Source organism: Pseudocolwellia antarctica (assembly GCF_049933045.1).
Lineage (GTDB): Bacteria > Pseudomonadota > Gammaproteobacteria > Enterobacterales > Alteromonadaceae > Pseudocolwellia.
Genome location: NZ_CP187926.1, coordinates 559,178 through 579,246, shown reverse-complemented (window position 1 = coordinate 579,246; position 20,069 = coordinate 559,178). Strand labels below are relative to the sequence as shown.

General features: G+C 35.4%; 23 protein-coding genes, 1 pseudogene and 1 riboswitch. Of the genes and pseudogenes, 14 read left to right on the top strand and 10 right to left on the bottom strand.

Features of this window, described 5'->3' with window-relative positions:
* Positions 1 to 98: 98 nt before the first annotated feature.
* From ACPUVN_RS02555 to ACPUVN_RS02540, 4 genes are all read right to left on the bottom strand, one after another.
* Positions 99 to 1,100: a DUF6662 family protein gene (locus tag ACPUVN_RS02555; protein ID WP_426358165.1), complete on the bottom strand. Its 1,002-nt coding sequence runs from the start codon at positions 1,098 to 1,100 to the stop codon at positions 99 to 101.
* Between the two features lie 320 nt (positions 1,101 to 1,420).
* On the bottom strand, positions 1,421 to 1,720 hold the full coding sequence (locus tag ACPUVN_RS02550; protein ID WP_426358166.1) for a S24 family peptidase: 300 nt from the start codon (positions 1,718 to 1,720) through the stop codon (positions 1,421 to 1,423).
* Between the two features lie 224 nt (positions 1,721 to 1,944).
* Entirely contained in the window at positions 1,945 to 2,415 is a 471-nt protein-coding gene (locus ACPUVN_RS02545; RefSeq protein ID WP_426358167.1) for a hypothetical protein, read from the bottom strand.
* Positions 2,416 to 2,953: 538 nt separating this feature from the next.
* Positions 2,954 to 3,724 carry a hypothetical protein gene (locus ACPUVN_RS02540; RefSeq protein WP_426358168.1) on the bottom strand — a complete coding sequence of 257 codons (771 nt, stop codon included), beginning with the start codon at positions 3,722 to 3,724 and terminating at the stop codon, positions 2,954 to 2,956.
* A 283-nt stretch (positions 3,725 to 4,007) separates the two neighbouring features.
* Between ACPUVN_RS02540 and ACPUVN_RS02535 the strand changes: the two genes are divergently transcribed.
* Positions 4,008 to 4,358, top strand: coding sequence for a DUF805 domain-containing protein (locus ACPUVN_RS02535; RefSeq protein ID WP_426358169.1), 351 nt, complete (start codon positions 4,008 to 4,010; stop codon positions 4,356 to 4,358).
* 437 nt (positions 4,359 to 4,795) lie between these two features.
* On the opposite strand, the gene sodX is transcribed toward ACPUVN_RS02535, so the two are convergent.
* The 4 genes from sodX to ACPUVN_RS02515 are packed head-to-tail and all read right to left on the bottom strand — an operon-like array spanning position 4,796 to position 6,267.
* Positions 4,796 to 5,083, bottom strand: coding sequence for a nickel-type superoxide dismutase maturation protease (sodX, locus tag ACPUVN_RS02530; RefSeq protein WP_426369903.1), 288 nt, complete (start codon positions 5,081 to 5,083; stop codon positions 4,796 to 4,798).
* 10 nt (positions 5,084 to 5,093) lie between these two features.
* On the bottom strand, positions 5,094 to 5,603 hold the full coding sequence (gene sodN, locus ACPUVN_RS02525) for a superoxide dismutase, Ni (protein WP_426358171.1): 510 nt from the start codon (positions 5,601 to 5,603) through the stop codon (positions 5,094 to 5,096).
* 1 nt (position 5,604) lies between these two features.
* Positions 5,605 to 5,793 (bottom strand): hypothetical protein, encoded by a 189-nt coding sequence (locus ACPUVN_RS02520; RefSeq protein ID WP_426358172.1) that lies wholly within the window; start codon positions 5,791 to 5,793, stop codon positions 5,605 to 5,607.
* A 24-nt stretch (positions 5,794 to 5,817) separates the two neighbouring features.
* Entirely contained in the window at positions 5,818 to 6,267 is a 450-nt protein-coding gene (locus ACPUVN_RS02515; RefSeq protein ID WP_426358173.1) for a hypothetical protein, read from the bottom strand.
* 280 nt (positions 6,268 to 6,547) lie between these two features.
* Here ACPUVN_RS02515 and ACPUVN_RS02510 point away from each other — a divergent pair, with 280 nt between their 5' ends.
* From ACPUVN_RS02510 to ACPUVN_RS02475, 8 genes are all read left to right on the top strand, one after another.
* On the top strand, positions 6,548 to 7,138 hold the full coding sequence (locus ACPUVN_RS02510) for a TlpA family protein disulfide reductase (protein ID WP_426358174.1): 591 nt from the start codon (positions 6,548 to 6,550) through the stop codon (positions 7,136 to 7,138).
* 16 nt (positions 7,139 to 7,154) lie between these two features.
* Positions 7,155 to 7,379: a DUF4266 domain-containing protein gene (locus ACPUVN_RS02505; RefSeq protein ID WP_304370252.1), complete on the top strand. Its 225-nt coding sequence runs from the start codon at positions 7,155 to 7,157 to the stop codon at positions 7,377 to 7,379.
* Positions 7,370 to 8,656 (top strand): DUF3570 domain-containing protein, encoded by a 1,287-nt coding sequence (locus tag ACPUVN_RS02500; protein ID WP_426358175.1) that lies wholly within the window; start codon positions 7,370 to 7,372, stop codon positions 8,654 to 8,656. Before ACPUVN_RS02505 ends, ACPUVN_RS02500 begins: the two co-directional genes overlap by 10 nt.
* A gap of 139 nt (positions 8,657 to 8,795) precedes the next feature.
* Positions 8,796 to 9,455 (top strand): response regulator, encoded by a 660-nt coding sequence (locus ACPUVN_RS02495; RefSeq protein WP_426358176.1) that lies wholly within the window; start codon positions 8,796 to 8,798, stop codon positions 9,453 to 9,455.
* Complete coding sequence (locus ACPUVN_RS02490; protein ID WP_426358177.1) at positions 9,456 to 10,793, top strand: ATP-binding protein; 1,338 nt, start codon at positions 9,456 to 9,458, stop codon at positions 10,791 to 10,793.
* On the top strand, positions 10,793 to 11,197 hold the full coding sequence (locus tag ACPUVN_RS02485) for a cupredoxin domain-containing protein (RefSeq protein ID WP_426358178.1): 405 nt from the start codon (positions 10,793 to 10,795) through the stop codon (positions 11,195 to 11,197). The genes ACPUVN_RS02490 and ACPUVN_RS02485 overlap by 1 nt, the downstream gene beginning before the upstream one ends.
* Positions 11,194 to 11,973 carry a hypothetical protein gene (locus ACPUVN_RS02480; protein WP_426358179.1) on the top strand — a complete coding sequence of 260 codons (780 nt, stop codon included), beginning with the start codon at positions 11,194 to 11,196 and terminating at the stop codon, positions 11,971 to 11,973. The genes ACPUVN_RS02485 and ACPUVN_RS02480 overlap by 4 nt, the downstream gene beginning before the upstream one ends.
* On the top strand, positions 11,963 to 12,679 hold the full coding sequence (locus ACPUVN_RS02475; RefSeq protein ID WP_426358180.1) for a hypothetical protein: 717 nt from the start codon (positions 11,963 to 11,965) through the stop codon (positions 12,677 to 12,679). The genes ACPUVN_RS02480 and ACPUVN_RS02475 overlap by 11 nt, the downstream gene beginning before the upstream one ends.
* Positions 12,680 to 13,188: 509 nt before the next feature.
* Here the strand turns inward: ACPUVN_RS02475 and ACPUVN_RS02470 are convergent.
* On the bottom strand, positions 13,189 to 13,410 hold the full coding sequence (locus ACPUVN_RS02470) for a hypothetical protein (protein WP_426369835.1): 222 nt from the start codon (positions 13,408 to 13,410) through the stop codon (positions 13,189 to 13,191).
* Positions 13,397 to 14,140, bottom strand: a complete 744-nt coding sequence (locus ACPUVN_RS02465) for an IS110 family transposase (protein ID WP_426370544.1) — start codon at positions 14,138 to 14,140, stop codon at positions 13,397 to 13,399. The genes ACPUVN_RS02470 and ACPUVN_RS02465 overlap by 14 nt, the downstream gene beginning before the upstream one ends.
* An 827-nt stretch (positions 14,141 to 14,967) precedes the next feature.
* Here ACPUVN_RS02465 and ACPUVN_RS02460 point away from each other — a divergent pair.
* The 5 genes and pseudogenes from ACPUVN_RS02460 (at position 14,968) to ribB (ending at position 19,971) form a co-directional block, all read left to right on the top strand.
* Positions 14,968 to 15,948, top strand: a complete 981-nt coding sequence (locus ACPUVN_RS02460) for a DUF2971 domain-containing protein (protein WP_426358183.1) — start codon at positions 14,968 to 14,970, stop codon at positions 15,946 to 15,948.
* 378 nt (positions 15,949 to 16,326) lie between these two features.
* Positions 16,327 to 17,838 (top strand): Fic family protein, encoded by a 1,512-nt coding sequence (locus ACPUVN_RS02455; RefSeq protein ID WP_426358184.1) that lies wholly within the window; start codon positions 16,327 to 16,329, stop codon positions 17,836 to 17,838.
* A 218-nt stretch (positions 17,839 to 18,056) separates the two neighbouring features.
* Positions 18,057 to 18,713 carry an esterase/lipase family protein gene (locus ACPUVN_RS02450; RefSeq protein ID WP_426369902.1) on the top strand — a complete coding sequence of 219 codons (657 nt, stop codon included), beginning with the start codon at positions 18,057 to 18,059 and terminating at the stop codon, positions 18,711 to 18,713.
* A 42-nt stretch (positions 18,714 to 18,755) separates the two neighbouring features.
* Positions 18,756 to 18,869 (top strand): annotated as a pseudogene (locus ACPUVN_RS02445) (LysR family transcriptional regulator); the annotation flags it as partial.
* 149 nt (positions 18,870 to 19,018) lie between these two features.
* Positions 19,019 to 19,197: riboswitch (FMN riboswitch) on the top strand.
* Positions 19,198 to 19,326: 129 nt separating this feature from the next.
* Entirely contained in the window at positions 19,327 to 19,971 is a 645-nt protein-coding gene (gene ribB / locus ACPUVN_RS02440) for a 3,4-dihydroxy-2-butanone-4-phosphate synthase (RefSeq protein WP_426358188.1), read from the top strand.
* The last annotated feature ends 98 nt before the right edge of the window (positions 19,972 to 20,069 follow it).

Sequence of the window (20,069 nt, the reverse complement as noted above, 5' to 3'; positions counted from 1 at the left end):
GATTTTTTAAAGCTTTAAGGCTCGTGATTTCTCACAAGCCTTAAGTATTCTGCATCATTATTTAATTAACGATATTACATGTTATTAATGGTTAACCATTAAAACTCGTAACCGTACGTTAAACCAATGTGTAGTTTTTCGTGCTCATCCCAGTTTCTGCCATTACGTACGTCAGCATGTTCTGAACCACCACCACTAATTTGCCATAATGCACCACCAGTAACCCACCATTTTTGCTCAGCAAAATGAACAGATGGACCAAAGTAGTTACCGTTTTGATGTTGGCTACCAATTCTAAAATCAGTTAAGTCAAAGTTGCTTTTTTGTAAGCCAATAGTGTAACCATCTTCATCAAAACCATCTTCAATGTTACCTGCTTCAGCTTTATCTTGTGGGTTTAAGTAATCAGACTGATGTCTAAATTCTAAACCAACAAACCATTTAGGCGCAACGCGGTAAGAAATACCTGCAGAAATATCAATCGCTAGCTCGTCTTCAACAACGCTGCCCGCTTTTCTGCGTTCAAATTCAGTTTTTATGTTTAACACTGTAATTAACGTGTTATCTAAGTAATCTTTCTGAAGAAATACAAAACCAACAAATGAATCTTGGTCAATATCGCCGCCGTCTAAACGGTATTTGTCACGACGTTCATAACTTGCACCTACAGATAAACCAATAACATCTTTGTATGGGCTTAAAATATTGTATTTCATTGAAAGTTCATAACCAGCAAACTGAGTTTTTTTGAATTTACCCGTTCCGTCGCCAGCTTCACACATTGGGCAAGGACCGCCTTCTGCTTCAGAACCCACATCATAATCGTGTCTAAAAATAATCGCTTCAGCTGCGATTGTAAATTTGTCTGTTACACCGTATTCGATTTCAGGGTGAATATCATGGAATGTGTAATGATCACCTGCATTCTTATCTAAGCGAATAGTGTCTTGTAATTTAAATTCAAAACTTCCTTCAGGGCGTGTATCTGTACCTTTTGCGTAAACCCACAAGTTTTCACCTGCAATAGCAGTAGTAGCAAAAATGCTAAATACCGCACCTAAAATTGCTTTAGAAGCAAAATTTGATACTTTGTTTTTCATGTTTTAATTAACCTTGTTTTTATTTTGAATTTAAAATAATTTATACAACTTTATTTTTATGGCGATATTGTAACAATATATTCACGGAGTACAAGTGAGAATCATTCTTATTATACTTACTGTTAAGTATAATTTGGTCTAAGCTAATGCCTTAAATAAAATTTTACGCATTCACTTATGTCTTATTGTTAGATTTTTGATGGCTTTATAAACGTTGAATTCGAATTTACAGTCAATGCTTTAGTTTATATTTTAGTTCAAACTAAAGTTCACGCCGAGTTAATTGAAGAACAGTAGAGCTAACCCCAGTTAGAGTCAGGCTACTGTTTAAAAATCATAAGCACAGGGCCTATGATTTGATGCTTATCGATTGGGCCTATTCTTTCCACTGATAAACTTGATGGGTTTTCACCTTTACTCCAAATAAAACCATAGCGATCGATTAACGCGACAGTTTTAATTATCAGCCCAAGGGTTTGATGTTTTATTAAAATGGTTTGATCTGGCTTTATTCGCCAAAAATTTAGCCATTGATTAACAAGAACATAGCTGTTCTGAGGTATTTTAGGGAACATACTATGCCCCTTCACTTTTAATATTTTGAATCCTAAAAAGGTCATCGCATTAATCCTCAAGATCTTTATCATTATTCGCATGATTTTCATAAAGATCTTTCTGCTTAGCTGCTACAGTGACAAAATTTAATTTCTCATCTAATATTTTCAATAACTTATAAAACATAACAGACCTCCATTTAAACACTTAAAAATAAACCTATGTAATACCCTTTTTGAGAATTAGTGATTTTTCACTCTTTATTTGATTTAACTAATAGTTTTAATAATTAATGCACCATTTTTATATGGTTTTCTAAATCATCACCAAAGTCACCTTTAAGTGAATCGATAACCTGCTGACAATCTTCACAAATAGGGTTTCTTTGTGTATAAGCCACTATAGGCGTATACGTAAGACTTAATGCATTAATAGCAATAAGCTTCAAATCTTCTGATGTACCAAGCTCTTTGGTTAAGCTTAACAATCGGTAATGTGGAATTAGTAAATACTGCAACCCAGCATGACCATCACCTACCGATTCACATAAGTAAGCTAAATTATGTAAGGCAGTTATCCATGCCATTAATAAGTTGCTATTGGTTTCATCTAACGACCATAAATACTCTAAATGTGACTCCGCTTCTTTATAGTAATATTCAGCTTGCTGCCAGTTTTGGTTGTGGTAACACTGGTTGCCAAAGGTTAATAATCGTTGCCAAAGTACAGGTTCTGAACTGGCTTTAATATTTGCTAACATCACTTTTCCTTTTTATAGACTTATCATTATTAAATGCTTCAAGGTTATTAATTTTCACTCAGGTAATTCGCTTTTCTTCTTAGCTTTTATCTGAGGTACCCTTAACCACACCTAAATGATAATCGTTATCATTTAGGTGTGCAACATATACTTTGTTTTAATTTTATTAGGTAAATACTCATGAATGGACTGTGGAATTATTGTTGGTTTAAATGTGAAGTTAAGTGATGATTTATTGGGTTATGGTATTACGTCATGATATTGGGGAATAGGGTTATTTCTTTTAGGTCTTATATCTAGTGCTATGGTATTTAATTTAATAAGTGGCTTTCTAGGAGCAAAAGTAACATTGATAATTAATGCTCTAGGTTTTATAGCTATACCTCTAAGTATCATTTATTTATTTATATTGAGTTAGCAATGTGTTGTGGATATTAATACGTACCCGTCCACTGCTTGTATTTAAAACAGGTTTCACTACCCTACTAGCATTAACTAAAAAGCACCCGAAGGTGCTTTTAAAATTTTCAAAGAGACATTATAAATTTAGTAAATAAGACTCTATAAACTGGCTTTGGTTTGGTGCTTTAGGCGCAGTTTTAAATGTTAACGTTTTACTGTTCTGACGCAGTTTTAACTTATCAGTAAATTGACATTCAATTGTATTAATATGGTCTATATCACTTTTAAAGCTTTTATCGCTTTTACACATAGAAGCTATTTCATTAGCAACTTGTGCGCAAAATGAACCTACAGCGTACTTTTGTAATGTTTTATCATCAATAGCTTTCCAATCAACAGTAGTTTCTATTTTTAATCCACACTGTTTATCTATTTCGCTATTAGCAGCCGTTATTTTTTTCTTTTGAAAGTCTAAATGCTTTTCACGATTAAACTTAGCTAATTTAGCTTGAGCACCGTTACTTAATTTTTGCTCATATTCAGCTTTTAATTCAGCAACTACCGAAGGGTTAGACTCTTCTTTCTTTGCTAAATAAGTACCATCTCGTGTCTCTGGTATATAAAGCGTATAAGTACAACAACGATATCCTTCACTAACACTTACTAAGCTACGTTCTGAGCCGTCGTAAGTATATTTATAAGCATTATTACTGCCATGAGGTTTGTAATCAGTTAAAAATGTAATTCCATCAATTTCATGGTTAATACCTGTTACTTTTACTAACGCTTGTTTTTTATCTGTTGTTGGGGCAATAACAACATGAACACCATCACCAGAACTGAGTTCGATTGGGTATTTGGCAAGCTCTAAAGCAGAGCTATTAAATGATAGAAGCACACAGGCCATAAAAATATTTTTTTCACAATAAGTCCTTTTAAGTATTTTGAATTTAAATTTTATCAGTTTGATTATAATGGATTAACAAGGCTATGTACTATGTGATTTTAAAGATTTAACATCATAAAACACAAAGTTACCCAGTAAACTATAAGTTAAACGGTTTATGGCTATCTTCAACTTTGTATCAATTCATTACGGCTAAATTATCTCAGCAATAAAACTCACTTTTTTTATGCCTGCTATTCAGGTAAATTACACAGTTATATAACTCAGGAAAGAATAATAGCGAATGGAATATTATATTGATGCTTTAAAAAAGTATACTGACTTTACGGGTAGAACGCCCCGTAAAGCTTATTGGATGTATATATTATTTTATTTTCTGATCATGCTTGTTTTAAGCCTTATTGATTATGCTTTAGGAACCATAGTTCTTGCTAATCTATTCAGCTTCGCCATGCTTATTCCATCAATAAGTATTACCGCAAGGCGCTTGCACGACACAACTCGTTCAGGTCGGTGGCAACTGTTATTTTTACTACCATTTATTGGTACTATCATTATGTTGTATTTTTTAATTCAAGACAGCCATGATGCAAATGACTATGGTCAAAACCCCAAGTTTAGTATTGATAAATAACCAGGGCCTGTTGATCTTTCAGGGTTAAATTTTATTCAATTTAAAACGGATTTAATCGCGATGTGAGCTTTGTCTAATAGTCATTCTCGGCTTTGTCTCCTGAGTCGCCCTACCTTCTGCATCCATGCAGTCTTATTAAAAAAGCGAACACGGGTTATACGTTCCAACATAACCCAAGTACGGACTCCATGTAGGCAGCAATGAGTAAATTCGTTTTAAATGAACCCAAAGGGCAGCCTGTGTTTGAAATTTATACCACGTTATCGTCTGTTCGAGTAGCCAGCTACACGTCACATACTCTGCCTTGTCTAAATATCAAACACCTTGCTGTAAAAACAATCTCGAAAGATCAACAGGCCCTAAACTCTGAATAAATAAGTTTCACCCTCTTTTGAGATTTCTATTGGTTTTTTTACTGACGATAAAGCGCTAAAAAATCACTTTTTAGCGTTAAATTCGAAAATCACTTTACCAAAGATTTTTTTGCTTGAGATCCATCCCATTTTCTCTGATGACACACTAGCTGAATTATTACCTGACAAAAGTACACCCTGCTCGGCTGATACTTGCACTATACGTTTAATAATAGATTTATATTCAGGATGTTCCGCAACAATAAGGTCACCCACCTTTAATGATTTATAAAACTTACTCACAATAACAAAATCACCATGAGCAAGTTCGGGTAGCATACTGTCGCCTTTCACCCGTATTAAATGAATCACAACACTATAATTAAGAAACAGCTTCTAGAGTAGGGTATACAACAGCTTGGCTTGGTGGATATGGGCAAATAGCAGTGTGAACAGCAACCCCTTTAGTTTCCCAAAATATAGTGGCAAATTCGTTAACTAAAGCAAGTAATTTAAGCCCCTCTGCCTGACTTACACCCTGCTTAACTTTAGAGCCTTGCATCATAATATTATGAACTAAACGATGAATATCAGGGTATTTGTCTATTTTCGGCTGTTTAAAGTAATCGCCCCAAATGATTCTAATTTCTTCTTTCAATTTAACGCCATGAGATTCTTTCTCAGCAATTAAGCGGACTAACTGAAAGCGATCTTCTACAGTGGCTTTTTCTTTAGCATTAATTTCTTCAATTAAATCTACCATGCGGATCATGGTTAATGCGCAGATTTGAGCTGTGCTTGGATCATAAATCTTACAAGGAATATCACAATGCGCTGAAGCAGTTTTAAAATGCATTTTTTTGTCTAGTGACGTTAATAATGAATGGATCATTTTATTCTCCTTTCTTAAATTTATTTTTACGACGTAATAAATACACACCTAAAGCAACAATGCTAACAGTAGATAAAGCTAAAATAAGGTGAGTTAAGTTACTCGACCAATGGCTATGGTCATGCCCACTATGAGCTAATGAAGCATTAGAGAATAAAACGATAAAAGTGGCTAAGAATATTTTTAACATATTGTTTCCTTGTTTAATAATGGACTAATGCACAACAGCAGACGGGCTTGTTAGTGTGTGTAAATTGGTTTGAAATGCGTTACCTAATATTGGATTTAATTCTGTTATTTTGTCTTGATGATCTTTAACGAATAAGCTCCACTCAATTTTTAGATGTGATATTCCATGAGATACAGCTCTGCTTATGACTAATTCTTCAGAATGTTCTTGATTTAGGGTTTGCAGAAAACTAAAGCTGAGTTGATACATGTTGTAAGCTTGTTTGAAATCTCGGATCGCAATATACGAGTCTGCCAAGCTGAAATAACTCACCATAACGGAAGCTACGGCTTTTTCTGCATCGCTGACCACATTCTCATTGAATCCTGATATGGCGATATCAACCGCATGCTTATTTAGAAAAATAGCCGCACTAAACACTTTGTCGTTAAAAGCTTGTTTAGCTTCAATCATTGTACTTTCCCATTCTTTCATAAAACACCAATACAAATAAGAATAATTATCACTTAGATTTATATTAAGGCGTTTGTGCAGAAAGATCTAGTATTAAAATGAAATTTTATTAATCATAAAAATAACCATAAATAATTATCACAAAAAGTTATCTAAAATAATTTGGCTTTAACGGTCGCTTAACGCTTTCAATGATAACTGAGTCATTATGAGAAACTACGTGTGAATAATGTTAACCATCTTAAGTTTGTTTTAAGTTTCATCTCATAAACTCTACTTTATTACTAATATGGAGAGACATATGAGCTTTATACCTATGGCTAAAAAGTTAAACATCAGCTTGATATTACTTTTGGTTTCAACGGTTTTTTCATCTATGGCTTACAGTGAAGAAAACGATTCAGCTAAATACAACGAATTCACCGCCTTGCTTGAACAACATAAAGGTAAAGTGATTTATATAGATTTTTGGGCATCATGGTGTGTGCCCTGCAGAAAGTCATTTCCTTGGATGAACAAGATCCAAAACAACTACAGCCCAGAAAAATTTACAGTGATTAGTATTAATCTTGATAGCGATAAAACCTTAGCCAACGAGTTTTTACAAACCTTACCAGCTAGCTTTCCTGTTATTTATGATCCTAAAGGCGAGCTCGCGAAGAAGTTCCATGTAAAAGGTATGCCGAGTAGTTACTTAGCTGATCAGCAAGGGAAAATAGTCAGTCACCAAACGGGATTTTTTACTGAAGAAAGTTCGATGTACGAAGCAGAAATAATGCAATTACTAAACTCTGCAGACCTTATAGAAAATATAGCGATGATAAGATCAAATAAAACATCTGGCTCTAAAGGCAACGATTTAACATCATCAGTTTTAACTAAAAAACATTAATAACTTAGGGGTTAACATGAAAAAGTATAAACAAGCCGTCATATTAATAAGCCTTGTGGCATTAACCTCGGCGTGCAGCAGTTTAGGTGTTCAGCCATGGGAAAGAGATTTATTAGCTAAAGACGAAATGGCACTTAATTCGTCACCTATCGATGCTTCGCTTGATGATCATATTTATTTTAGTAAAGAGTCTTCAAGCGGCGGTAGAGGTTTTGCTGGTGGAGGTTGCGGATGCAATTAATTGATAATAAAAAATCCAATAAAAATAAAGTAAATGTCGCGAAACTACTCACGTTAGCAACCTGTACGTTATTAGGAACAACAGCTCAAGCTGAAGAAGAAAAGCCATGGGAGTTTGATACCGCGTTAATGTATTACGGTGAAACCGATCGTGTAACAGCTTCTGAATTTATTCTTGCAGCAAGCAAAGAGTTTGAAGATGAACATGTTTTAAATTTAAAGGTTACGGTTGATGTTTTAACCGGAGCTTCAGCTAACGGTGCTGTACCACAACCTGAAGTACAAACATTTACACGCCCTTCTGGTAATGGTTCATTCCAAACGCCAGCAAAAGAAACACCTTTGGATGATACCTTTCACGATACCCGTGTTCAACTTAACGCCCAGTGGACTCAGCCAATTGCAAAAGATTATAGAGTCAGTGGCGGAGTACATTTATCAAAAGAATATGATTACTTATCGTTAGGTGTAAATGGCAATATTGCGCGTGATTTCAATTTAAAAAACACAACATTATCTGCTGGTTTTGCTTATACAAACGACACAATTAGCCCTGAAGGTGGAATTCCAATTGCATTCGAACCAATGCTTCCTCCTGTTGACGAAATCGGTGGCGGTTTAAATCGTGATAGCAATGATGAAGACAAAACCACAATAGATTTATTACTTGGTTTAACTCAAGTCATTAGTCGACAAACGATTATGCAGTTTAATTATTCATACTCGCAGGTTGATGGTTATCAAACTGACCCATTCAAAGTGGTAAGTGTTGTAGATGATAATGGTATTGCTCAACAACAGCTTTATGAAAATCGACCTGATACGCGTGAGAAAAATAGTATTTATTGGCAAACCAAGCATCACTTTTTGTCAGATTCGATTGTAGACTTTTCTTATCGCTATTTCTGGGATGATTGGGATATAAGCTCTCATACGGTTGATGCACGATATAGAATCCCTTTAGGTAACCACTACATCGAACCACATATTCGATTTTACACACAAGAAGCGGCTAACTTTTATCAGCCGTTTCAAAAAAGTGGCAATGCCTTACCTGAATACATGAGTGCCGATTATCGTGTAGGGAAAATGGATGGTATTACTTTAGGTGTGAAATATGGAATACCAATAAAAAACAATACTGAGCTATCATTCAGGTTAGAGTTTTTTCAACAATCGTCTAAAAGTAATGGTGACGAATTACCTGGCGTGCTGAACGAACTCGACTTATATCCGAGTGTAGATGCTATTATTGCTCAGGTTAACTACTCGTTTTAGTGAGTATTATTAACAACGGCTTTAACTAGGTTATTTTTTATAAAACAAGCCATCGTTTGCTAAAATACGATGGCTTGTTTACAAATACTATAAGATATAAAACATCAGCACCTCAAAGGCTTAAGGCTAAAGGCTAAAAATGAAAATTTTATTAGTAGAGGACGACATTCCTCTTGCTCAAGGTTTGAAAAAATCTTTACATAATGAAAGCTATACCATTGATTGGGTTGATAAAGGTAAAGACGCATTAACCGCGATACTCAGTAATGAGTTTGATGTAGTTATTTTAGATTTAGGCTTACCTGATATCGATGGCTTAGATGTATTGCGAGACATTAAAGAAAAGCACAAACAAGTACCTGTTCTAATTTTAACGGCAAGAGATGGCGTAGAAAACAAAGTAAAAGGTTTAGATCTTGGCGCTGAAGATTACCTCGCTAAACCATTTGATATTGCTGAACTTCTCGCTAGACTTAGAGTAATAGAAAGACGCTTAGGCACTAGCCAAGATAACCTCATTGTTATTAACAATATAAAATTAGACAGCAAAGCCCAGCTAGTTTCGTTAGATGATAAGCGTATTGATTTCTCTCGAAGAGAATACATGATAGTTAAAGCGCTGATGGAAAATGCAGGTAGGATAAATTCGAAAGCTTTACTTGAAAACAAACTCTACGAATGGGGAGATGAAGTGAGTAGCAATACCATAGAAGTGCACATCCATAACATTCGTAAAAAGCTGCCTAAAACATTTATTAGCACAGTAAGAGGTGTCGGCTATATTGTGAGAAAGGATTAAATGTCGATAAAAAAACAACTCATTACTCTGATTATTTCAGCAGTGGTGTTAGCTTCGTTTTTTTCTGCACTTTATGGCTATAAAAGCACAACAAAACAGCTCGATATTATATTCGATCAAGAATTACATTCAGTGGCGACCTTCGTTCTTGCCATGAGTAAATCGAACCAAACATTACCTTCTACCATTGATAACACATTTGCTTTTCAGGTATTTAAAAATGGTGTTCTCGTCAGTAAAAGTGTACAAATGCCTTCATCTAGATTTACCGCACCATCGCAATATAACAACGAAATATTCTTTAACGGTAAAAGATGGCGCACCCACTATTTAGTTGAAAAAGTGACACAAGATACTAACGAGCAAATCACGATTGAAGTACTAGTTGCACAACCTATGTCAGACAGAATAAAGTCTGCAGAATCTATCTTATTTGTTATTACCACTCCCCTACTTTTTGCCTTACCTTTTATTGGTTTACTCATCTTTTATATTATTAATAAAAGCTTAAAACCTTTGGTAACACTATCGCGCGAAATTAAAAACAAGAACACTGACGATTTATCAGAAATAAGTCTAAGTAAACAAACGGTGGAACTAGCGCCTGTTGTTAATCGCCTTAATCAATTGTTTGCCCGTTTATCTGACTCATTCGACCGAGAAAAACAACTTACCGCCAATACAGCCCACGAGCTTCGCACCCCAATTAGCGTACTAAAACTTAATGCCCATAACATTCAAAAGTCCTTTGAAAATAACAACCTAACAACTACAGAGTTTAAAGAGCTTCAACAAAATGTTGATCGTATGGCTCATGTTATTGAGCAAATTATTGCCCTTTACCGCTTTACCCCTGAAAATTTTAATCAAAAAACCAAGCTAGTTAATCTAGAAACCGTACTGCAAGATGTGATCAGTAATAACTTCGATAACCTTTTAGTTAACCAACAAAATATATCTTTAGAACCCGCTAATGAAAATACGCTATTAGGTGATTATTTTGCGCTATACACTCTTTTCGAAAACTTACTTAAAAACGCCATAAAGTACAGTGGTGATAAAGCTGAAATAAAAATATCGATAATCACTAACCCGCATTTAGAAGTTGTCTTTGAAGATTCAGGACCTGGAATAAGTGATGAAGAGTTACCACGAATTTATGAACGTTTTTATCGTGTAGATCCACAGCAGTCACGTATAAAAGGTTCGGGATTAGGTTTATCAATTGTTAAGCACATTACCACTTTACATAATGGTGAAATAAGTTGCTCGCGTTCATCGCTAGGTGGCTTATGTGTTGCGGTTAAATTTCCTTTAACACAAGTTGTTAACTCTTAATGTATTCACAATACAAAGGCTTATTAAACCAACTCAAAAAAGTATTAGTAAAAATACTAACCGCTTCGCTGTACGGCTTATTATTAATAGTAAGCACATGGGTAAATCTAGCAAATGCTAACGACGATAAAAAAATCTATTATCTCACCATTAAACATCATATTTTTATGCCGACAACACTCACGATACCAGCAAACGAGAAAGTTAAAATAATCATAGAGAATCATGACGATGTAGCTGAAGAATTTGAAAGTTTTGATCTGAATCGAGAAAAAGTAATTTTTGCAGGCAGAAAAGCCACCATTTATGTTGGTCCTCTTCCTGAGGGCACTTATGAATACTTTGGCGAATTTCATCCTAACACTGCCCGAGGAAAGATAATTGTTGTGGAGATGAAGCCATGATAATTAACACTATCATTCTATTTCTGCGTGATTTACTCCCCATTTTTATACTGTTTGGTTATTTACACGTATTTATAAAAAGAAATGAAATAGCCTTTTCATACCTATCGCCAGCACTTACTTTAGGTGTAATCAGCAGCTTATTATTTTTTGGCATTGTGCCCCATGTTAGTGAATTATTTGAAGGCACTGGCATAGAAAGAACCTACGTTGCTTTACTTTTGATAACTTACAGCGGCCTATTTTTTATCAATTCAACTACGTCAAAAAGCATATTCACATCAGTTAAAAGTAAAAGCCTTATTTTAGTCGCTGCTGGTACTTTTATTGTATTTAAAGCCAGTGCGTTTTTAATATTTTTTGATGTTTATTTTCAGCAGCAAGGAAATTCAACCAATATATTGATCGGCTGCATTATTGGTTTAGGCATATGTGCAAGTTTTACTACCCTATTCACCTTTATTTTAACTGAACTTTTAGAATCAAATAAAACCTTGGTGGTTAACATCTGTTGGGCTTTATTTTTGGCTGGACAGCTCAGCCAAATCACCATTTATTTATCTCAAGTTGACTTGATTAATATAGGTCCTGCCGTTATCAACTTTAGTACTTATATTAAAGACCAATCAGAATATGGACATGTTTTAAAAGCACTTATCGGCTTTGAAGAGTCACCTTCAAAACTCTTTATTTTTATTTATAGCTTAGCTTTTACTTTGCCGTTTTTGGCGCAACTCATTAACACCTTTTTACAGAGAATAAATCATGATGAATAAACCCATGATCACAATAAAACACCTACTCGCATTTATTATCATGTTGAGTAACGTTAACGTATTTGCCGACGGCATGGTGGTAGATAAGGTTTACCATCCCTATGTGATCGCCAACGAGCAAGAGTTTGAATGGCGTTTTATGTCGAGCCAAACACCCGACAGCAATGTGTTAGCGCAACGTTTAGGTTATGGACAATCGATACTAGAAAACTTCGCCGTTGAACTTTATGTGATTGGCGAAAGAGACGAAACAGGTGACTTTAAATTACAAGCTACTGAAGTAGAAGCCCGTTGGATGTTAACAGAGCAAGGTCAATATTGGGCTGATTGGGGAGTAGTTTTTGAATTTGAAAAACAACGAAATATAAGTCAATACGAAGCATCCGCAGGCTTAATAGTAGAAAAAGAGTTTAATAAAAATAGCTTAACCGTAAACCTTTTTGTCATTAAAGAGTGGGGAAATAATATAGAAAATGAATGGGAAGCAGAATTCAGGCTGCAATACCGTTATCGCTACTTACCGTCTCTACAACCTTCAATTGAAATTTACACAGGTGAAGATTTTATCGGCATAGGTCCAGGATTTATGGGTGTTAAACGCTTTGATGGGCAAAAACAATTAAAATGGGAAGCTGGATTTATTACCGAAGTGGCTCATTCAGGTAAAAACCATACTCTAAGATTTTCAATCGAATATGAATTTTAGTTTTGTATTACAGGCTATTCGTTATAGGTTAGCTACTATAGAGTAAATGAGTATTACTATGGCAGAATAATGACATACATTGACCAGGTGATTACATACTAACCTGAGATCGGCTTAATAGATTCTTCTCTAACAGCTACTTTTACTTGCTTCATCGTTAAATTTACTTGCAATAGACTAGCTATTGACGCGAAATTTGTCTTGAAGAAAGAAAAACTATCAAGCTAGCGTATAAGTTAAATTTTATTAGTCATAATTTCTATGAATTTAAAGCATCTTAAACCGTATATGGACTCCACCTGTTTAGCAACTGCTTTTACAAAAAGATTAGATGCGCACGTATATACGGTTTTTAATTGAAGAAGCTATCTTCTAACCAGTGATCTATTCGCACCCTCTGTCCTAATCGAAATAGTAGCGTTATTAACGCTGTCGGTTTAAACAGGTTTTCAGAAGGTTGGTCTTACTATTTGTTAATACATTTTGCTGAACTTTTTTGAAACTTTAACTTATACTGCTTGGATTTTATATTCTGTACCGTAATTGAGTAATGCCCACGCTGTGCGCACCGTTTTATTCATAAACGCAACACAGGCTCGTTTAATACCTACTCGCTTAACTAAAGCAATGAGCCATTGTTGTTTATACGTTTTGGGTTCGGATGGTAACCTGGAAATCACCGAAAGTGCACCTTGGTAGAGGATTGAACGAAGCAGTTTATCTCCCCCCATGTTTGTCTATGCCAACCATGACGACCTTACCACCACTACTATGTTGTTTTGGTGTCAAGCCAACATAAACTGAGGCATGACGACCCTTTTTGAAACTTTTACCATCACCTAAGCATGAAATTAAACCAGCAGCACCTATATAACTAACACCTTCGAGCTTCATCAATCGCTTACATGGCTCAGATTGATTAACTAATTGCTTTAGTTGTAATGTGATTGCTTGATAATGATTTTCTGTTGTTTGATATTGCTGCCACAAAATCATGAGTAATTGTTTTATAGGTATGGGTAAATGACTAGATTCTGGAGAGATAAAATAACTAATAGATTCTCTCAATGATTTTTTACCAAAAGGAATTGTTGCTCCGTATTCAAAGCATAAAGCTCGAATATGATTTCCTAGTGACGTTGTTGCTCGGTCAAACCATTTTCGACTAGTCTGAATTGCCTGAATGTTTTGTTGCGATAATGTTTTTACTTGGCAAAAGGTCATACCTAATTGAGCTGAGGCTACAGCAATTCCAACGGCATCATTGGCATCCGTCTTTTGATTGCTGATATAAGGTTTTACTTTTTTAGGGGCCATTCCTTTAACTTCGTGACCAAAAGACTCTGCTGTTCTGGCCCAATAGTGAAAACTAGCACAACCTTCCATTGCTACTACGCAGGGTAGTGAGTTAGCGAGTAGTTCTTTAGTCTTTTGCGGCGACATGACTTTATTGAATAAGATCTCACCGTGCTTGTTTACTTTACATACTTGAATTACTTTTTTGCTAAGTCGAGTGATATTATTGTACGCTTACTCATGTATGGACTCCTTTTGTTTTAGTCGACACCAATCTATAACTGTAGAGTGGTGGAGTCCATACATCGAGTTCAGGTTAACCAATAACACCAAAGTCATTCGATACTACATAATCAACATCATGGTTTTGAACCACAGTTAATATGAAATATTCGACTACTTCCCTCCTAAATCAGACATAAACTTATCGTATAGTTAACGTTCAATACAACTTTAAGATGAGATAAGAAAATACTTATAAATGCAGAAATACATCGACCTAAATTCAAATTAATTGAACCTTTTTAATAATCCGTATAAAACTATTTTTAGTAAACTTCCCCCATTTCATGGAAAATGTCTCATCAGTGCCACCGAATTACATTCAACTGTACCAACAATATTTTGACCTTATTAGAACTACCATCTTTGAATATATTGAACACTAATAAGGCACAACTTCACCACAAAACCGATAAAATTTAGATACGTATTTGTCACAATTAATAGTCGGTTTTACCACCAAAGCGGTCGTTGAGGTAATACCTAAATTGAAAAAGATTATATCGTTTGATTAATCTCAAAAGTATGTCTAAAAAAATTTTTTTGTTATTTCAGGAATAATATAAATAAGTTATTGATATTCATTTTTTTCAGACTTATAAACCCTCTATAGTGGATTCATAAATACGGAGCTATTTTTAAATTCTGTGCTTCTTAGATAATTTGGGCTTTAGCTATTCTAGTTGCATTAAGTTCTTACCGAGACTGATATGATTTTAAAACCTGAGATTACAAGCCTTTATCATTATCAAACCTTAACCTTAAATACTTCAATCCAAAAAGAAATCGACTCAAGAGCTATACGCTTAACTGATAACATTATCCTTGATAACTACAAAATTGATCCAATAAAAGAACGTACAGTGTTCTATTCATCTCCATGTGATTTTAACGACCTCTATGAGGGAGGCTACAAATTCATTATTAGTGATGATAGTGATAACAAAGCTTCACAGTTGTTTTTTGAACTAATTGATATGGGAAAACAATTGGGTCTTATGAATAATGAAATCCTTGAAAAGCTTAATACCCCATTTATCACTGCGGATACCTTTAAGCCTAGATGGCCTCAATTCGCCAGTGGTCTCATGGTCATGATGAAGAATATTATAGGTGTTTACTGCCTAACCCCATCTGCAAAAAACGCTACTATGTGGGCACATTACGCTGATAACAATCAAGGAGTTGTATTAGAATTTGAACGTAATGAAACAAACATCTGTGGATTAGAATCTTTTGAAATTAACTACTCTCAAACTCATCCGACAATTGACTTATGTACTTCCCTTAATGAAATGCTAATCATAGGCAGAGCAGAAGCAGATTTTGATCGAATGAATAAACTTAAAAGTAGTGAGTTTAGGAGGTTCATTTATTCAAAATCAACTGATTGGAAATACGAAGACGAATGGCGAACAGTTCATGGAAGTTCTGGCTTACACAAGATGCCCGGTAAACTAAAAAGTATAATATTTGGGTACAATACCCCACCAGAAGTTATTGAATACATAAAACAACATATTAAAGATGTAGAATTCAAATATATTAAATTTGATAAAGAAAAGTACGAGCTAAACGTGTGTACTGAAAAAGAATATGAGTGGCATAAATATTTAAATAACATTCAAAGTATAAATGTCCCTGATGTTGAAAAAGTAAAAAGCTTAATGACGAACCCCGCCAGATTGTAGTGGCATAGTGATTTTGGCCACTAGTTTGTAGAATAACTAATAATACTTTCTAGGGGGCTCAAACGAGATAGACCAATAAATATTTTTAATGACTAATAGGCTAATTATTAGAGTTCATAACATGATATGAATGTCAGCAATGAGTTTAAAGCAGACTAATCACTTGATGGCTCAGTGAAAGTTCACTGTCCTCTTTAGGTCAGAAGAAGCCCTTTCGTTTATAGCTTTCGCTTAACACACAAGGTAACCATATTTACCAATGGCAAACCTAATGTTATCTGATCTACGTTAAAAACCAATCATCACTTGCATTAAAAGCTAACCATGAACTACACTAAAAGCTAACAATCGACTTCAGCAAAAGCTAACGGTGTTAAGATGAATCAAGTATCAGATAAACTTGCACATTCGCTACAGCAATTAAAGCTATTACAAGATAGCGGGATTATTGCAGTGCAATCAAAAATGCTTGAACGCACCGATAGAGAGCGCTTGACCAAGCATGGCTTCATCAAGGAAGTGATGCGAGGTTGGTATATTTCTTCAAGCCCAGATGAACAACAAGGTGATAGTACCGCTTGGTATACGTCTTTTTGGGATTTTTGTGGTGCGTATTTAGATGAGCGTCTTGAACAAAACTGGTGTTTATCACCAGAGCAATCAATACAAATTCACATTGGTGATAAAACTGTTCCGCCTCAGTTATTAGTACGCTCACCTAAAGGTCGAAATAAACCAACGGCTTTACTTCATAATACTTCGGTATTCGATATTCGCTCTGCTATGTCAGAGCAAGCACAGTTAACTATAGTTGATGGTTTGAGAGTATATAGCTTGGCAGCAAGTTTAGTGCATTGTGCTAAAACTGCCTTTGCACAAAAGCCAATTCAAATGAGGACACTGCTTTCAATGGTGACAGATGCCTCAGAAGTGCTAAGTGTTTTACTTGATGGTGGCCATGTTGCCAGCGCAGGCCGTTTGGCTGGGGCATTTCGTAATATTGGCAGAGACTTAATTGCTAATAACATTATCAAAGGAATGATTGCTGCCGATTTTAAAGTAAAAGAAGTTGACCCATTTGAAGATGTAACTCAGATAACCTTTGGTCGCCGTGAGGTTTCACCCTATGTAAATCGACTGCGTTTATTGTGGCAAAGCATGCGAACAGATGTTATTACCCATTTTCCTGATGTACCTGACATTAAAATAAATGTTCAAGGCTACTTAAATGAAGTAGAAGACAAGTTTGTTACTGATGCTTATCACTCGCTATCGATTGAAGGCTACCGAGTAACACATGAGCTAATTGAACACGTGCGCTCAGGTAACTGGAACCCTGAACAACCTGATGATAGTAAAAAGCATTTAGATTCAATGGCGGCAAAAGGTTATTGGGATGCCTTTCAACAAGTAAAGCTAGCCGTTGAGCGTGTACTTAATGGTGAAAATGCTGGTGAAGTATTCGAATCTGCTCATGCTGATTGGTACTTAGCTTTATTCGGCCCAAGTGTTGCTGCTGGTATTATTAAACAATCTGATTTAGCAGGTTATCGAACAGGGCCCGTTTATATTAGAAAATCAAAACATACACCACCAACCAGAGCGTCAGTTAGAGATATGATGCCTGCACTTTTTGATTTGTTAATGGAAGAAGAAAGCCCTGCGGTTCGAGTGGTATTAGGTCATTTTATTTTTGTTTATATTCACCCTTATTTTGATGGTAATGGCCGTATGGGGCGTTTCATCATGAACTTGATGATGGCCGCAGGTGGTTATTCGTGGACGGTTGTACCAGTTGAGCGAAGAAGTGAGTACATGGAAGCATTAGAAGCGGCAAGTGTAGAGCAAAATATTGTCCCTTTTACAAAATTTTTAGCTTCGTTATTATAGCTATAGCTCTGAATAATTTATTGTTCAAACTATGGCTAATTTTACTCATTTTTATACTTTATGACTTACTCAATAGGCAATAAATTAACAAGGCACATTGTTACCTATACTTGGAACAAAAAAATTGGCAAACGATAGAAGTTTAATGGCGTTATATAGGATGTCTGATGAAAGTAATATTATTCAGTTTAATTATATGTTTATGGAGTACTGTTTCTATGTCTAAAGAGTGTGTGGTATTACTACATGGGATGGCTCGTTCCGATAACTCTATGAATAAAATGGAGAAGAAGCTTAATGAAGCAGGTTATTTTGTCATTAATTTTGATTACCCATCAACGCAGCATAATATAGAGAGTATAGCCAAAGATTACCTTCCTAACGCTATAGCTCAATGCAAACCTAACACGATCATAAATTTTGTAACTCATTCTCTTGGTGGAATTGTATTACGTAAATATTTAAAAGATAACAAGTTAGAACTCTTAGGTCGCGTGGTAATGTTAGGTCCACCAAATAAAGGCAGTGAGATAGTTGATAAACTTAAGAATGTTCCAGGATTTAAACTCATTAATGGCCCTGCGGGAATGGAGTTAGGTACGGATAAAGCAAGTGTTCCAAATTTACTTGGGGCTGTTACCTACCCTGTCGGAATAATCGCAGGCACCTCAACTATAAACCCAATACTTTCTCAAATGCTTCCAAATCCTGATGATGGTAAAGTTTCAGTCGAAAACACTAAGGTTGAAGGAATGACTGATCACATCATCTTACCTGTTTCTCATACATTTTTAATGCGAAATGACGAAGTGATAAAACACGTTATAAAGTTCTTAAAAACAGGAAAGTTTCAGCATAGTAACGCTTCTTTATAATAAAAACGAGATTAGTCGTTTCGGGTATTTTCACTTATATAGCTGTGTTCTTTTACTGCAATTTGGGCTGTTTATCCTAGCTCTAGGCTACTTGCGCCAGAAGTTAGAGGCTTTATTGATTACTTCGCTGAATATTTTGGCGATACTCCTTACTAGGAATAAAGTACCTATGAATCATCAAATAAAACATCAAGTTATAATTAAATACATGATAAGACTTTAGCGCATAAATTAAAAGATTTCATTGCGTACACAATAGTTCCTCAGTAGAATCCTCTTCGCGGTAATTAACCGCATACATAATGTTTTAATCTCAGGGCGGGGCGAAATTCCCCACCGGCGGTAACTTAACTTGTAAGTCAGTCCCGATTTACTTTAAGGTAGCCCGCGAGCGCTCTTATTTGTGTGATTTAGCAATAAGAGGTCAGCAGATCTGGTGTAACTCCAGAGCCGACGGTTAGAGTCCGGATGAGAGAGTTTAAAACAATAATTTTTTTAGTGCGCAGTTTATACGGCCTTTCGTATAACTGTGGCTAAACGAATCTTTTGTTTACAGGAATTTTTTCCTGTATCTCTTTACGCCCTGATTCTGGTAACTAAAGAGGAATTTACCATGAGTCAGTCACTACTTAGTCAATTTGGAACAGCCTTTCAAAGGGTCGAATCTGCAATACACGCAATTCAATCTGGCAAAGGAGTCTTGTTAGTTGACGATGAAGATCGCGAAAACGAAGGCGATCTTATATTTTCAACACAACATATTACTCAACAACAAATGGCAATGCTGATCCGTGAATGTAGCGGTATTATTTGTTTGGTTTTAGAGGATGATGATGTGCAGCGGCTTAAACTACCGCAAATGGTTCCTGTTAATACGAGCCGTAATAAAACAGCTTATACGGTTACAATTGAAGCGAAAGAAGGTGTTACAACAGGAGTTTCAGCTGCCGATAGGCTTCACACAGTTCAAACTGCTGCCAACCCAAATAGTACTTCAGATGATCTTAATACTCCTGGTCATGTATTTCCTTTACTAGCTGCCCCTGGTGGCGTGCTTGAAAGAAGAGGACATACAGAAGGAACTATAGATTTGATCAAACTTGCTGGTTTACATTCGAAAGGCGTTTTATGTGAGTTGACCAATCAAGATGGAACAATGGCAAGACTACCTGAAATATGTAAATTTGCTGTAGCGCATGAAATGATAGTTTTGAGTATTGAAGATATCGTTATGTATCGTACTGAGAACCTAAACTAGTAATGATGAATCAAGCCACTATTCAAGTGGCTTGATTGATTTAAGCTATCAATAACATGAATTTAAATATCTATATTTTCAGTAAATATTGAGTACAG

Bases quoted from the DNA above. Each gene is read 5' to 3' on its own strand.
- sodN (WP_426358171.1), bottom strand. From the start codon at position 5,603: ATGATCCATTCATTATTAACGTCACTAGACAAAAAAATGCATTTTAAA.
- ACPUVN_RS02455 (WP_426358184.1), top strand. From the start codon at position 16,327: ATGAATCAAGTATCAGATAAACTTGCACATTCGCTACAGCAATTAAAG.
- ACPUVN_RS02510 (WP_426358174.1), top strand. From the start codon at position 6,548: ATGAGCTTTATACCTATGGCTAAAAAGTTAAACATCAGCTTGATATTA.
- ACPUVN_RS02480 (WP_426358179.1), top strand. From the start codon at position 11,194: ATGATAATTAACACTATCATTCTATTTCTGCGTGATTTACTCCCCATT.
- ACPUVN_RS02550 (WP_426358166.1), bottom strand. From the start codon at position 1,720: ATGACCTTTTTAGGATTCAAAATATTAAAAGTGAAGGGGCATAGTATG.
- ACPUVN_RS02495 (WP_426358176.1), top strand. From the start codon at position 8,796: ATGAAAATTTTATTAGTAGAGGACGACATTCCTCTTGCTCAAGGTTTG.
- ACPUVN_RS02540 (WP_426358168.1), bottom strand. From the start codon at position 3,724: ATGGCCTGTGTGCTTCTATCATTTAATAGCTCTGCTTTAGAGCTTGCC.
- ACPUVN_RS02470 (WP_426369835.1), bottom strand. From the start codon at position 13,410: ATGGGGGGAGATAAACTGCTTCGTTCAATCCTCTACCAAGGTGCACTT.
- ribB (WP_426358188.1), top strand. From the start codon at position 19,327: ATGAGTCAGTCACTACTTAGTCAATTTGGAACAGCCTTTCAAAGGGTC.
- ACPUVN_RS02520 (WP_426358172.1), bottom strand. From the start codon at position 5,793: ATGTTAAAAATATTCTTAGCCACTTTTATCGTTTTATTCTCTAATGCT.
- ACPUVN_RS02460 (WP_426358183.1), top strand. From the start codon at position 14,968: ATGATTTTAAAACCTGAGATTACAAGCCTTTATCATTATCAAACCTTA.
- ACPUVN_RS02555 (WP_426358165.1), bottom strand. From the start codon at position 1,100: ATGAAAAACAAAGTATCAAATTTTGCTTCTAAAGCAATTTTAGGTGCG.
- ACPUVN_RS02475 (WP_426358180.1), top strand. From the start codon at position 11,963: ATGATGAATAAACCCATGATCACAATAAAACACCTACTCGCATTTATT.
- ACPUVN_RS02545 (WP_426358167.1), bottom strand. From the start codon at position 2,415: ATGTTAGCAAATATTAAAGCCAGTTCAGAACCTGTACTTTGGCAACGA.
- ACPUVN_RS02505 (WP_304370252.1), top strand. From the start codon at position 7,155: ATGAAAAAGTATAAACAAGCCGTCATATTAATAAGCCTTGTGGCATTA.
- ACPUVN_RS02450 (WP_426369902.1), top strand. From the start codon at position 18,057: ATGTCTAAAGAGTGTGTGGTATTACTACATGGGATGGCTCGTTCCGAT.
- ACPUVN_RS02485 (WP_426358178.1), top strand. From the start codon at position 10,793: ATGTATTCACAATACAAAGGCTTATTAAACCAACTCAAAAAAGTATTA.
- ACPUVN_RS02535 (WP_426358169.1), top strand. From the start codon at position 4,008: ATGGAATATTATATTGATGCTTTAAAAAAGTATACTGACTTTACGGGT.
- ACPUVN_RS02490 (WP_426358177.1), top strand. From the start codon at position 9,456: ATGTCGATAAAAAAACAACTCATTACTCTGATTATTTCAGCAGTGGTG.
- ACPUVN_RS02515 (WP_426358173.1), bottom strand. From the start codon at position 6,267: ATGAAAGAATGGGAAAGTACAATGATTGAAGCTAAACAAGCTTTTAAC.
- ACPUVN_RS02500 (WP_426358175.1), top strand. From the start codon at position 7,370: ATGCAATTAATTGATAATAAAAAATCCAATAAAAATAAAGTAAATGTC.